Source organism: Streptomyces sp. NPDC027672 (assembly GCF_055566335.1).
Window position 1 is genome coordinate 238,380 of record NZ_JBVHSO010000009.1, and the last position, 13,932, is coordinate 252,311.

The window sequence follows — 13,932 nt, forward strand, 5'->3', positions numbered from 1 at the left end:
CGGACAGCCGCCTCACGGAGAGTATGCCCGGACGGTAAGAGCGGCGCGGGATCTGTTGAGAACCGGGCAAGACGAGGCCCCCGGGGAAGTGGTCCCCGGGGGCCTGGCGGTCCTGGTGTCCGGCGGCGGGTCAGCCCGCGGTCACGCCGTCGGTCTCCCCGGCCGTCGCGGCGCGCTGGCCCGGTACCGCGTTGGTCAGCTCGGCCGCCTCGGCCGGGTCGGCGTTCGCCGCGGCCAGCCGGGCCTGCTGGCCGGCGTTGCGGACCTGGGCCTTGCGGGCCAGGGCGGCGACCGCGCCGTTGAACTGGTCGATCGACGTCGGCTCGGCCGGGCCGAGCAGGTACTGCTTCAGCTCCTCGCGGTCCACCGCCAGCGGGTCGGCGGACGGGTCGCGCACGGCGTCCAGCAGACCGCCCAGCTCCTCCGCGCTGTTGGTGAGGATCACCGCGGCGCGCACGGCCGTGTTGTGCCGCTTGAACTCCTCGGCGCCCACCCCGGCGGAGTCGGTGACGGCGTACGGCTTGCCGCTGGCGATGAAGTCGGAGACCACGGAGGAGATGTCGGAGACCATCGCGTCGGAGACGTTGAAGCAGTCGTACAGCCGCGGCTCGGCGCCGGTGATGACGCGGTGCTCGTACGACGGGAAGGAGCGCCAGTAGGCGTCGTTCCACTCGGCGCGCAGCCGGGCGATCTCCGCGTGCCGCTCGGTGTCCACGACGCCGTCACGGCTGGCCTCGGCCTCGTCGCCCTTGGTGCCGCCGGCGCCGGCCAGCTCCTCCAGCCGGGCCTCGATGCGGGTCAGCTCGGCCCGCGCCTGGTCGGCCGCGGCGCTGTCGGCGGTGAAGCGGGGATCGGCGGCGCGCTCGGCGGCGGCCTGTTCGACCAGGGCGGCGATGCGCTCGTGGGCGGCCTTGGCGTCCCGGCTGACGGTGCCGGTGAACGGGTGCGGCTTGTACAGGACGCGCACCGGCGGGTCGGCGGTGATCAGCCTGCGCACGATGTTCTCGCCGGCGAGCACGATCGAGGTGTTTCCGGGGTTGCCGTCCCAGCCCTCCCAGGTGGGGGCGTACAGGACGGTGGGGACGCGGTCCTGGGGCACATCCTGCCGGGGCTGGATGGGCGCGAGCTGCGGGCGGCCGACCTCCACGATGTCGTCGTCGCGGACGCCGACGTCGGCGAGGGCGTAGCGGTCGCGGCCGGCCCGGCCGGCGGTCCACACCTCGTCGTACACCTTGCTGTACGGGTTGACGCTGGCCAGCTTGTCGCTGTCGCCGTGGCCGATGAAGACGTGCTTCATGGTGGGCACGCGCAGCAGGTGGATGTTCTTGCCGACGTTGGCCGCGTAGAGGGCGACGCGCACCGTGGACAGGTCCAGGTTCATCAGGTGCACCCCTCCGGGCACGCAGATGACGGGGACCGTGGTGGGCGCGAGGTTGGCCAGGATGACGCGCTCGCGGAGGATGATCAGCGGCCGGGTCTCCAGTTGCTCCATCGTCTCCAGCCACATGTTGACCTGGTAGGCGGAGTCCTTGGAGCCGGAGAAGTACAGCACCGTCTCGGGCCGGTAGCCGGACAGCCAGTCGTCGACGGCGGCGAGGACGGTCTCGGGCCGCGGCGGGATCGCGGTGCGGCGCACGTACGGCATGAGGCGCAGCACGTATCCGGTGCCCAGGCCGAGGGTGAGGCCGATGCCGAGGCAACCGAACCCGGCGGACCCGGCCGCCGCGGAGACCAGGACGCCGGCGACCGCGAACAGGTCGAGGTGGAGCATCTTCTCCGCGGAGCGGTGCAGCAGCACGCGCGGCGGGGCGTCCGGGATGCGGATGCGGGACTTCAGGTCGATGTTGCGGGTGGCGACCGGCATCCGGCGGCGGTTGCGGATGAGGGTGACCAGGGCGCCGTGCGGGGCCTGGAGGCCGTAGAAGGCGACGAAGCAGGCGATCGCGCCGTAGAAGATCAGGTCGTCCGAGAGGGACAGCCGGGCCAGGAGCAGGACCAGCAGCAGCTGCCGGATCAGGAAGCGGATCGACAGGCCCGCCCGGACCTTGCTGAGGCGGCTGATCAGGTAGCTGCCCTTGCGGTGCAGATAGTGGTCCGCCAGATACGTCACGGCGGCCAGGGCCGCGAAGGCGGGGACGCTCGGGACGAGCGCGGCCAGCATGAGCGCCGGGAAGCCCAGCATCACGAGGACCGCCGCGGCCAGCTCGGCCGCGCTGCCCACCCTGGCGACGCGAATAGCGGTGGATATCACGGAGAAACCTGCTCTGGGAGGGGGGAGTGCCGGTTGTGTTGATTCATGCCGGACATGCCGGTGCTTCACAGGAAGTACGTAGAGGTGCGGTGTACGGATTCAGGCCCCTGCGAACACCCGGCGGGCGACGGCAGAGGCCTGAATTCATGACAGCTATTTGCCCGTAATATTACATGCTGTCCTGGCGGTCCAGCACCGAGGCCAGGGCCTGTTCGAAGCCGGAGGCCCGGGCGGCGCCCGCGGTCGGGTCCTGCTGGCGGACGTCGATGACGTGCCCGGTCAGCTCCGACAGCAGCACGTCCAGCGAGGTGCGGGCCACGGCCTCGGAGGAGAGCAGGGTGTCCGCCGGCTCCTGGCCGAACGCCTTGGTGCGCATCGGCGTCGCGGTGCGCTCGGGGTTGATGCAGTTGACCCGGATGCCGTCGGCGGCCCACTCGTCGGACAGCGCCTGGGTGAGGTTGACCATGGCGGCCTTGGTGGAGGAGTACAGGGAGTACTCGGCGCGGCCGCGGGTGTAGCTGCTGGAGGTGTAGAGCAGCAACTGGCCCTTGGTCTCCGACAGGTACTTGTAGGAGGAGCGCGCGATCTGCACCGGCGCCAGGTAGTTGACCTTCAGCGCCTCCTCGATGGTGGCGTTGTCGGTCTCGGCCAGCTTGCCGATGCGCAGCACGCCCGCGGTGTTGACGACGTAGTCGATCCGGCCGGTCTCCGCGTACGCCTTGGACAGCGCGTCGTCGACCTCCTCGGGGTTCTCCACGTGGGTGCCGGTGGTGGAGCGGCCCAGTGCGTAGACGTGCGCGCCGTAGGAACCGGCGAGTGCGGCGATGTCCTTGCCGATGCCGTACGAGCCGCCGAAGATGACGACGGTCTTGCCGGTGAGCAGTTCGCGGTAGGCGTCCTCGCCGTTCTGCTCGGGCGCGGCGGTGGAGGCGAGCTGGAACAGCTTGTCGGCGATGAAGACGTCGACCGGCTGCGTCACCTTCATGTTGTACTCGTCGCCCGCGACGACGTGGATCGGCACGTCCGGCAGGTACTTGAGGACCACCGAACAGTCGTCCGTGGCCTGGAAGTTGGGGTCGCCGGCGGCGACCTCGTAGGCGCGGCGGATGGTGGACAGCCTGAAGGCCTGCGGGGTCTGGCCGCGGCGCAGCCGGGAGCGGTCCGGGATCTCGGTGATGAACTCGCCGTCCTCGCCGTGGGTGCGCGTGACGATGATGGTGTCCGCGGACGGGATGGCGACGTCCACGGCCTGGTAGCGCTCCAGCGCGGCCACGCAGTCGTCGATGACGCGCTGGGACAGCAGCGGGCGTACGGCGTCGTGGAAGAGGACGTTGAGGTCCTCGCCCTCGGCCAGGCCCTCGCCGAGGGCGGCGATGGCGCGCTCGGTGGTCTCGTTCCGTGTCGTGCCGCCTTCGATGACCTTCCGCACCTTGGCGAAGCCCGCCCTGGCGACGATCTTCTCGACGTCCGGCACATAGCCCGGCGCCATCAGCACGATGACGTCGTCGATCGAACCGGCGTTCTCGAAGGTGGCCAGGGTGTGCTCGATGACGGCCTTCCCGGCGATCTTCAGCAGCTGCTTGGGGATCGACAGACCCACCCGCTGACCGGTGCCACCGGCCAGGATCACTGCGGTGGTTCGGGGCTTGGCTATGTGCTGGGACACAGGCGACCTACCTTGGGGCAACAGGGAACCGGGAAATGGTCCCACTTCCGGTAACCGCGATGCAAGGTGACCGCCCCTCGCCGCATATCCGCGCGCAACCTGTCATTCACCTTGTACCCCGAGTGACACCTTGTACCCCGAGTGATTGGCCGCACGCGGTTGAACCTCCGTGAATTCGCTGTGAGTAAGTCCACAGCGGCCCGGGGAACCTGCTTCCGGCCACCATGGCGAACACCCGGTCACGGAGCGCCCCTACCCCGGCTCCGGTGCCAACCGGCGCTGGTCAGGCCCCTGTCGGGCGGCCGGCACCCTCCGGCCGGGACCGGCGGCGCCCGGCCGCCCAGGGCACGCCCGCCGCTTCCGGCGCCCGGCGGGATCTTCACCTGCCGGGGCGCCGGGGCGTACACGTGTTCTTCATATGCGGCACGGCACCACCACGAGCCACAGGCGAATACGGCGCGGCGGGGAGTTCATTGTCACGGAATTCCGCGCGGAACTGCCGCGCATTTCGGCCCCGGCCCGCACGAACGACCGATTCACCGTGCCGGGAACCGGTTGAAGAAGATATCCGGGAAGCGCGAGAGACGGGTGGGAGGGTGCCCGTACAGTCTGGTTCTCCCGGGTGAACGGACGGTAAGACGGGGGTGTGAGGGCGGACTGAGAGGAGCCCGGGCCCCAAGGACCCGGGCTCCCGCCGGCGTCACACCAGCCGGACGCCCGGCTCGTCCGACTCCACCCGCAGCCGGGCCAGCGTGCTCGCCGTCGCCTGCGGCCTCAGCACCGTGTCGACGGCCCGGACGCGCGCGTCGATGCCGTCCCGGCGGATGTCGAACAGGTGGTAGCCGCGGTGGGCGTCGATGAACTTCCAGTGCGGGTTGTCCGCCATCAGCGGGTCCCACTGCCGGTGGAAGGCGTCCTGGTCCTGGTCGCCGCTGCTGGAGACCGAGGTGCCGACGAACTCGGCGCCGACCACGTCCGAGTCCGGGTCGGCGTAGTCGGTCCTGAGGTCGCTGATCATCGTCAGATGGCGGTCGCCGCTGAGCACCACCGGGTTGCGGACCTCGGCCAGGTCCTGGAGCAGGGCGTTGCGTTCGACCTGGTAGCCGTCCCAGGCGTCGTAGTACCAGAGCTTGCCCTCGCCGGGCAGCAGGTCCGTCTCGGCCATCATGATCTGCGAGGCGATGAGGTTCCAGCGGGCCGGGGAGTCGCGCAGCCCGTCGAGCAGCCACTGCTTCTGCTCCGCGCCGAGCATGGTCCGCTCCGGGTCCCCGGCGCCCTCCTGCGAGGTGGCCTGGTCGCTGCGGTACTGCCGGGTGTCCAGGACGTTGAGCCGGGCCAGCCGGCCGAACTCCAGCCGGCGGTACATCTGGATGTGTGGACCCGTGGGCACCGCGGAGGCGCGCACCGGCATGTGCTCGTAGTACGCCTGGAACGCCGCGGTGAGCCGGGCGGTGAACTTGTCGTGCGGCTGCTTGTCCGGGTCCTGCGGGATCTCGCCGGCCCAGTCGTTGTCCACCTCGTGGTCGTCGAAGGTGACCACCCAGGGCGCCTGGGCGTGCATCGCCGCGAGGTCGGGGTCGGTGTGGTACTGGGCGTACCGGTTGCGGTACTGCGCCAGGGTGTACGGCTCGCCCTTGCCCTCGTGCCGCCGCACGGCCGTCGCCGAGGGCGCGGACTCGTAGATGTAGTCGCCGACGAAGAGCACGACGTCGGGATCCTGGGCGAGCATGTCGGCGTACGGCGTGAAGTAGCCGTGCTGCCAGTTCTGACAGGAGGCGAGGGCCACGCGCAGGTGACCGCCGCGCTGGTGCGGGTGCGGCGCGGTGCGGGTGCGGCCGGTGGGCGAGAGCTGGGTGCCGGCCCGGAAGCGGTACCAGTACGGGCGGTCCGGGCGCAGCCCGCGGACGTCCACGTGCACGCTGTGGCCGAGTTCGGGGCCGGCCTGGGCGGTGCCGCGGCGGGCGATCCTGCGGAACCGCTCGTCCTCGGCGATCTCCCAGTCCACGGGGAAGTCCGCGGCGGGCATGCCGCCGCCGTTCAGCGGATCGGGCGCGAGTCTGGTCCACAGCACGATGCCGTCGGGCAGCGGATCGCCGGAGGCGACCCCGAGGGTGAACACCCCGTCGGGCAGCGCCGGGCCGGCGGCGCGGGCGGTGCCGGGCAGCCAGAGCTGGGCGGAGGCCGCGGCACCGAGGACGGCGGCTCCGGCGGTCAGAAAACGGCGGCGGTCGGGCGATGGTCCGGTCATGCGCTGACTCCCTTGCCACAGTGGCCACATGGACGGGTGGGACGGACATGCGGAAGCTCCCACGGCCGCACGGCCCACCCGCTGAACCAGACCCATCACGAGCATGACAAATGAGCAGACAACAGGAGGCCCGTCACGGCACGGGAACACCGTCGCGCCGCAACGGAGTTGACGGTAGGCCGGAACACGCCGCACCGGCGGCACCCACGAGGGTGCCGCCGGTGCTCCTGAGGAACGTGCGGCCGCCCTGGTGCCGCGGCCCCGGGCGCGCAGGACGGCGGCGGCCGCCGCACGGCACGCGGACCGGGCCCGGTGGCGGGCGGACCGGCCGGCCGGGCGTTGTCCGGAAAGAACGCGTGCGGACCGGCCGGCCGGGGAAGACCGCGCCGAACCGGCCGGACGCCACCGGGCCGGGCGCCCGCGCGCTCACGGTGCGGGAACCCCCGGCACCCGTACGGCCACGGACCCCGGACACGCGAAACGCGGCACGCGGCGGACCGGAGTCCGCCGCGTGCCGCGCCGCCTGGCCCACCCCGCCGGACGGGGTGCCGGGCCTCCTACTCGAACGGGTCGAACTCGTCGTACTCCCGCAGCGCTTCGTCCCGCTCCGCTTCCTTGTCCCGGCGCCGCTGTGCCGCGGGCCGGGGCTCGTCGAAGCGGTGGTCCTCGCCGCGGCGGCCGAGCATCTCCGCGCCGGACATGACCGTCGGCTCCCAGTCGAAGACGACCGCGTTCTCCTCGGGGCCGATGGCGACGCCGTCGCCCGCGCGGGCGCCCGCCTTCATCAGCTTCTCCTCCACGCCGAGGCGGTTCAGCCGGTCGGCGAGGTAGCCCACGGCCTCGTCGTTGTTGAAGTCGGTCTGCCGGACCCAGCGCTCGGGCTTCTCGCCGCGCACCCGGAACAGCGGCTCGCCGCCGATCTCCTCGCGGGAGACGGTGAAGCCGGCGTCGTCCACGGCCTTGGGCCGGATGACGATCCGGGTCGCCTCCTCCTTCGGCTTCGCGGCCCGCGCCCTGCCGACCAGCTCGCCGAGGGCGAAGGTCAGCTCCCGCAGACCGATGTGGGCCACGGCCGACACCTCGAAGACGCGGTAGCCGCGCGCCTCCAGGTCGGGGCGGACCATCTCGGCGAGGTCCTTGCCGTCCGGCACGTCCACCTTGTTCAGGACGACGATCCGGGGCCGGTCGCCGAGCCCGCCGTACTGGCGCAGCTCCTCCTCGATGACGTCGAGGTCGGAGAGCGGGTCGCGCTCGGACTCCAGCGTCGCGGTGTCCAGCACGTGCACCAGGACGCTGCACCGCTCCACGTGCCGCAGGAACTCCAGGCCCAGGCCGCGGCCCTGGCTGGCGCCCGGGATGAGACCGGGCACGTCGGCGATGGTGTAGACGGTGGAGCCGGCCGTCACCACGCCGAGGTTCGGGACCAGCGTCGTGAACGGGTAGTCGGCGATCTTCGGCTTGGCCGCGCTGAGCACGGAGATCAGCGAGGACTTGCCGGCGCTCGGGAAGCCGACGAGCGCCACGTCGGCGACGGTCTTCAGCTCCAGGACGACGTCCTGGAGGTCACCGGGCTCGCCGAGCAGCGCGAAGCCGGGCGCCTTGCGGCGGGCGGAGGCCAGCGCCGCGTTGCCGAGGCCGCCCCGGCCGCCCTGCGCGGCGACGTACGAGGTGCCGTGGCCGACCAGGTCGGCGAGGACGTTGCCCGCCTTGTCCAGCACCACCGTGCCGTCCGGCACCGGCAGGACCAGGTCCTGGCCGTCCTTGCCGGACCGGTTGCCGCCCTCGCCGGGCTTGCCGTTGGTGGCCTTGCGGTGCGGGGAGTGGTGGTAGTCCAGCAGCGTGGTGACCGACTGGTCGACGGTCAGGATGACGTCACCGCCACGGCCGCCGTTGCCGCCGTCGGGGCCGCCGAGCGGCTTGAACTTCTCACGGTGGACGGAGGCACAGCCGTGGCCTCCGTTACCCGCGGCGACATGCAGTTCGACGCGGTCCACGAAGGTGGTCATGGTTCGGTGCCTCCAGAAAGATGTACGGGTACTGCCTGTGTCAACACGCGAAAGGCGGACCCTTCTTCCCGACCGGGAAGTGAGGTCCGCCTCGCGAAAGCGTTCAGCGCTGAATCAGGCGATTCAGGCGACCGGAACGATGTTCACGACCTTGCGGCCGCGGTGGGAACCGAACTCCACCGCACCGGCCTGGAGGGCGAACAGCGTGTCGTCGCCGCCGCGGCCGACACCGGCGCCCGGGTGGAAGTGGGTGCCGCGCTGGCGGACCAGGATCTCACCAGCGCTCACGACCTGACCGCCGAAGCGCTTCACGCCGAGCCGCTGGGCATTGGAGTCGCGACCGTTCCGAGTGGACGATGCGCCCTTCTTGTGTGCCATTTCTCCTCAGTCCCTTACTTCGCAGCCGTGGGGATCGACGTGACCTTGATCGCCGTGTACTGCTGGCGGTGGCCCTGCCGGCGGCGGTAGCCGGTCTTGTTCTTGTAGCGCAGAATGTCGATCTTCTGGCCCTTGTGGTGGTCCACGACCTCGGCCTCGACCTTGATACCGGCCAGCACCCACGGGTCGCTGGTGACGGTGTCGCCGTCGACAACGAGCAGGGTCGAGAGCTCGACCGTGTCGCCAACCTGGGCGGTGGAAATCTTGTCAACCTCAACGATGTCGCCGACAGCAACCTTGTGCTGGCGACCACCGCTGCGCACGATGGCGTACACGCGGATCTCTCTTTCGCTCGTTCAGAACCGGCACCCCCGCAGGCCAGTCACCCGGGGAAGCCACGGGTGACCTCTCCCGGCCCGCCTTGCGCCCGGGAGGAAGAGGTTTACGGGGATGTGGCGTGTTCAGTGGACACGCCGAGGGTCAAGGCTACGGGGACACACCCGAGGGGTCAAACCGGGCCCCGGCGGGCCCGGCGGACCCCGGGGCGTGCGCCCCGGAGTGTGCGGCCCGTCACCCGGACGGGCCGCACACCACGGGCGTCAGCCCTCGTCGTCGGCGGTGGAGACCGTGGTGGTCTTCTTCGCCGTCGACTTCGCGGCGGCCGTCTTGGCGGTCTTCGTCGCCTTCTTGGCCGTCGTCTTCTTGGCGGCCGTCTTCTTGGCCGCGGTCTTCTTGGCGGTGGTCTTCTTCGCCGCGGTCTTCTTGGCCGCCGTCTTACGGGCGGTCTTCTTGACCGGAGCGGCCTCCTCGGCCGCCGGCGCCTCGGCCGCCTGCTCGGTGGCGGCGGTCTCGCCGGCCGCCGGGACCCCGGCCGCCTCCGCCGTCCGGACCTCCGCCGGGGCGTGAGCCGCCGGGGCCTCCTCCGGCGCGGCCGACGGGACGACCACGACGGCCGCCTCCTCGGACGCGGTCGGCGCGGTGGCCTTGCGCACCGCACGGCGGCGCGGACGGGCCGGAGCCGGCTCGCTCGCGGCGGCCGGCGCGCTCGCGGCCGGCGTCTCCGCCTCGACCGGCTTGCCGGCCTCCACGGGCGTCTGGGCCGGCGCCGCGGGCGCGGTCTCGGACACCGTCACCACGGCCGCCTCGGCGCCCGCGGGGGAACCGGCCGGGGCCGACGCCTTCCGGGTCGCCCGACGGCGCGTACGGCCCTTGGGCGCGGCCTCCTCGGCGGCCGGCGCCTCGTCCTGCGGCGCCGGGACCACCTGGTCCTCGGCGGCGGCCGGCTCGGCCAGCGCCTCGGCCGCCGGCTCCTGCCGCACCGGGCGCGCCGCCGCCTCCTCGGCGGTGACGTCCTGGGCGGTCGGGACCCCGGCCCCGGCCGTCTCGGCCGCCGCCTCCCTGGCCCGCTCGCTCCGCTCGGCCCGCCGGGTCCTGCGGGGAGCCCGCTCGGCCTGCTCGGACCGCTCCGCCTGCTCGGTGCCGTCCGCCTGCTCCGGCTTCGGGGCGCCCGCCGGAGCCGACGCGCGACGGCTCGCCCGGCGCCGCGTACGGCCACGGCCGGCCGCCGCCTCCGCCTCGGCGACGCTGCTGTACAGCTCCTCGTCCGGCGCGAAGTCGGGCGCCGGCAGGGCCACCGGCTCGGCGGCCGCGGCGGCCACCTCCGCGGCGCTCTCCACGGCGGGCTCGACGGCCGTACCGGCGTCCACGACCACCGCGGCGGTCTCGTGCACGTGCTCGTGCTCGTGCTCGTGCGCGGTGTCCGGCGCCTCGCCACCGCGGCCGCCGCGCTTCTTGCGCTTGCCGCCGCCGTTCGCGGCGGGCTGGTCGAGGTGGACGATGACACCGCGGCCGTTGCAGTGGACGCAGGTCTCGGAGAACGACTCCAGCAGGCCCTGGCCGACCCGCTTGCGGGTCATCTGGACCAGGCCCAGCGAGGTCACCTCGGCCACCTGGTGCTTCGTACGGTCCCGGCCCAGGCACTCCAGCAGACGGCGCAGCACCAGGTCGCGGTTGGACTCCAGGACCATGTCGATGAAGTCGATCACGATGATGCCGCCGAGGTCGCGCAGCCGGAGCTGGCGCACGATCTCCTCGGCCGCCTCCAGGTTGTTCCTGGTGACCGTCTCCTCCAGGTTGCCGCCCTGGCCGGTGAACTTGCCGGTGTTGACGTCGATGACGACCATCGCCTCGGTCCGGTCGATCACCAGCGAACCACCGCTGGGCAGCCAGACCTTGCGGTCCAGCGCCTTGGCGAGCTGCTCGTCGATCCGGTAGGTGGCGAAGACGTCGACCTCGCTCGTCCACCTGGACAGCCGGGCGGCCAGGTCCGGGGCGACGTGCGCGACGTAGCCGTGGATCGTCTGCCAGGCCTCGTCACCGCTGACGATGACCTTGGAGAAGTCCTCGTTGAAGATGTCGCGCACGACCCGGACGGTCATGTCCGGCTCGCCGTACAGCAGCGTCGGCGCGTTGCCGGTCTTGGCCTTCTTCTGGATGTCCTCCCACTGCCCCTGGAGCCGCTCGACGTCCCGGCGCAGCTCGTCCTCGCTCGCGCCCTCGGCGGCGGTGCGCACGATGACGCCCGCGTCCTCGGGGACGATCTTCTTGAGGATGCTCTTCAGCCGGGCCCGCTCGGTGTCGGGCAGCTTGCGGCTGATGCCGGTCATCGAGCCCTCGGGCACGTACACGAGGTAGCGGCCCGGCAGGGAGACCTGGCTGGTCAGACGGGCGCCCTTGTGGCCGATCGGGTCCTTCGTGACCTGCACGAGGACAGACTGGCCGGACTTCAAGGCGGACTCGATGCGGCGCGGCCCGCCGGACATGCCGAGCGCCTCGAAGTTGACCTCACCGGCGTACAGCACCGCGTTGCGGCCCTTGCCGATGTCGATGAAGGCGGCCTCCATCGACGGCAGCACGTTCTGGACCTTGCCCAGGTAGACGTTGCCGACGTACGAGGTCGACTGCTCCTTGTTGACGTAGTGCTCGACGAGCACGCCGTCCTCCAGGACGCCGATCTGCGTGCGGTCGCCGTGCTGGCGGACCACCATCACGCGCTCGACGGCCTCGCGACGGGCCAGGAACTCGGCCTCGGTGATGATCGGGACGCGCCGGCGCCCCTGCTCACGGCCTTCCCGGCGGCGCTGCTTCTTGGCCTCCAGACGGGTCGAGCCCTTGATGGACTGCACCTCGTCGGACGGCTCGCTGGGCTTGCGCGGCTCGCGGACCTTGACGACCGTGCGCTCCGGGTCGTCGGCGGACGGCTCGGCGTCGACGGAGCTGTCCCCCGCCCGGCGGCGCCGGCGGCGACGCCGGCGGGTGCTGGTGCTGGAGCCGGCCGAGTCCTCGGAGCGGAAGTCCTCGGAGTCCTCTTCCTCCTGCTCGGCGGTGTCCTCGGCGTCCTGCGCGGCCTGCTCGGCGGCCAGTTCGTCGGTCTCCTCGCCGGACTCGCCGTCGGCGGCGTCACCGCGCCGGCGGCGGCGGCCGCCACGGCGACGGCGGCGGCGCGAGCCGGACTCCTCGAAGCCGTCGGCGCCCTCGGCGTCGTCGCCCTCCTCGTCCTCGGCGAGGTCCTCGGCGGACTCCGGGGCCTCCTCCGGCTCCTCCTCGGCGGCGGCCTCGGCGGGACGGGTGTCCTCGGGGGCGCCACGGCGGCGCCGGCGCCGGCGGGTACCGGTCTCGGCACGCTCCTGCGCGTACGCGTCGGTCTTCTCGGGCTCCTCGGTCTCCGCGGGCTCCTCGGGCTCTTCCGTCCCGGCGGCCTCGGCGGCCGCTTCGGCGGCGGCCCGCTCCGGGGTCTGGAACCGGGGCTCGGCGAACACCGGCGCCTGGAAGACGGCGACGGCCGGACGGGCGGGCCGGCGCGGGGCGTCGGCCTCGGTCTCGGCGGTCTCGGCGGTCTCGGCCGCGGTGGACGGCGCGGGCGCGGAGAAACCGGTCGCGGCGCGGGCGGCGCGGCGCCGGGCCCGGCGCGGCGCGGCGGCCTCGGTCTCGGCGGCCTGCGGGGCCGGCTCGGCGGCCGGCGGGGTCTGCTCGGCGGTCCGGGAGGCCGCGGGGGTCTCCGGCTGCGCGTCGGCGGCGGGCGTCTCCTGCCCGGCCTCCACGGCGGCGGGCCCGGTCGCCTCGGCGGTCTCCCCGCTCGCGGCGGCACCCTCGGGCGCGGACACCCGGCGGGTGGCGCGACGGCGCGTACGGCGCGGAGCGGCCTCCTCCACGGCGGCCTCGGTCGCCTCGGCGGGCTCGGTCACGGCGGCGGGCGCGGCCACTTCGGCGGCGACCGGCTCGGCGACCGCGGACGAGGTCTCCTCCGCACCCTTCGGCGCACCGGTCGGCGCGGACGCCCGACGCGTGGCACGCCGACGCGGACGCGCGGGCGCGGCCTCGGCAGCAGTCTCTTCGGCCGGCTCGGCCACGGCGGCGGGCTCGGCCACCTCGGCGGCGACCGGCTCGGCGACCACGGCCGCCGTCTCCTCCGCACCCTTCGGCGCACCGGTCGGCGCGGACACCCGACGCGTCGCACGCCGACGCGGACGCGCGGGCGCGGCCTCGGCGACAGTCTCTTCGGCCGGCTCGGCCACGGCGGCGGCGGGCTCGGCCACCTCGGCGGCAGCCGGCGTACCGGACGCGGCGGCGGGCTGGGTCTCGGTCTCCGTCCCGGTGTCCTCGGCGGACGCGGGCGTGCCGGTGGGCGCCGTCGCGCGGCGGGTGGTCCGGCGGCGCGGGCGCGCGGCGGGCGCGGCTTCCTCGGCCGGCTCGGTCGCGGGTGCCTCGGCGGCGGTGTCCTCGGCGGTACCGGCGGCGGGCGCGGCCGGCGTGGCCACGCTGCGCGTGGCCCGGCGCCGGGTGCGGCGCGGCGCGGCCTCCTCGCCGACGACGACCTCGCCGGCCTCGGGCACGGCGGCGGGCGCGGGCGCGGCGGGTACGACGGTCTCGGCGGCCTCCGCTGCCTCGGGCGCCGGCGAACCGGCGGGCGCGGAGGCGCGGCGCGTGGCCCGGCGGCGCGGACGCGCGGCGGGGGCCTCCTCGGCGGGCGCCTGCGCGGCAGCGGTGTCTTCTCCGGTCACAGCCGCCTCTTCGGTCGCAAGGGCCTCGTCGGCCTCGGTGTCCGCCACCACCTGGGTGACCTCGTCGGCCTCCGCGACCGGTATGGCCGGCACGGTGACCTCGGCGGGCGTCTCCACCGCGGCGGGCGGTCCCGCCGGGCGGGACGCGGCTCGGCGACGCCTGCGCGGCGGCAGGGTGTCGCTCGGAGTGTTCGGTTCGGAACCCTCGATGGGTTCGGTCGGTTCGAGCATGCGGGCGTTTCTCCCGTCAGGCTCCCGGGCGCCGCACCTGGTCCGGCGCCGGTCTCAGGGACCGTCCGCCGTTGACGTCCGCGGCCCGCGCG

Annotated in this window: 7 protein-coding genes; all 7 read right to left on the minus strand. The window is 73.4% G+C overall.

Annotation, left to right across the window (positions count from 1 at the left end):
- Positions 1 to 130: 130 nt before the first annotated feature.
- Complete coding sequence (locus ACZ4SV_RS22955; protein ID WP_468006288.1) at positions 131 to 2,221, minus strand: ABC transporter C-terminal domain-containing protein; 2,091 nt, start codon at positions 2,219 to 2,221, stop codon at positions 131 to 133.
- Between the two features lie 199 nt (positions 2,222 to 2,420).
- A complete protein-coding gene (locus tag ACZ4SV_RS22960) occupies positions 2,421 to 3,917 on the minus strand; it encodes a bifunctional cytidylyltransferase/SDR family oxidoreductase (protein WP_365881107.1) in 1,497 nt (498 codons plus the stop codon).
- Positions 3,918 to 4,617: 700 nt separating this feature from the next.
- A complete protein-coding gene (locus tag ACZ4SV_RS22965) occupies positions 4,618 to 6,165 on the minus strand; it encodes an alkaline phosphatase D family protein (protein ID WP_468006183.1) in 1,548 nt (515 codons plus the stop codon).
- A 557-nt stretch (positions 6,166 to 6,722) separates the two neighbouring features.
- Positions 6,723 to 8,171, minus strand: a complete 1,449-nt coding sequence (obgE, locus tag ACZ4SV_RS22970) for a GTPase ObgE (RefSeq protein ID WP_468006184.1) — start codon at positions 8,169 to 8,171, stop codon at positions 6,723 to 6,725.
- A gap of 123 nt (positions 8,172 to 8,294) precedes the next feature.
- Entirely contained in the window at positions 8,295 to 8,549 is a 255-nt protein-coding gene (rpmA, locus tag ACZ4SV_RS22975) for a 50S ribosomal protein L27 (protein WP_365884299.1), read from the minus strand.
- A 14-nt stretch (positions 8,550 to 8,563) separates the two neighbouring features.
- The gene (gene rplU / locus ACZ4SV_RS22980) at positions 8,564 to 8,884 is read right to left on the minus strand and encodes a 50S ribosomal protein L21 (protein ID WP_365884300.1); all 321 of its coding nucleotides are present in this window, start codon (positions 8,882 to 8,884) and stop codon (positions 8,564 to 8,566) included.
- 264 nt (positions 8,885 to 9,148) lie between these two features.
- Positions 9,149 to 13,840, minus strand: coding sequence for an Rne/Rng family ribonuclease (locus ACZ4SV_RS22985; RefSeq protein ID WP_468006185.1), 4,692 nt, complete (start codon positions 13,838 to 13,840; stop codon positions 9,149 to 9,151).
- Between the last annotated feature and the right edge of the window lie 92 nt (positions 13,841 to 13,932).

Bases quoted from the DNA above. Each gene is read 5' to 3' on its own strand.
- ACZ4SV_RS22985 (WP_468006185.1), bottom strand. From the start codon at position 13,840: ATGCTCGAACCGACCGAACCCATCGAGGGTTCCGAACCGAACACTCCG.
- obgE (WP_468006184.1), bottom strand. From the start codon at position 8,171: ATGACCACCTTCGTGGACCGCGTCGAACTGCATGTCGCCGCGGGTAAC.
- ACZ4SV_RS22965 (WP_468006183.1), bottom strand. From the start codon at position 6,165: ATGACCGGACCATCGCCCGACCGCCGCCGTTTTCTGACCGCCGGAGCC.
- rpmA (WP_365884299.1), bottom strand. From the start codon at position 8,549: ATGGCACACAAGAAGGGCGCATCGTCCACTCGGAACGGTCGCGACTCC.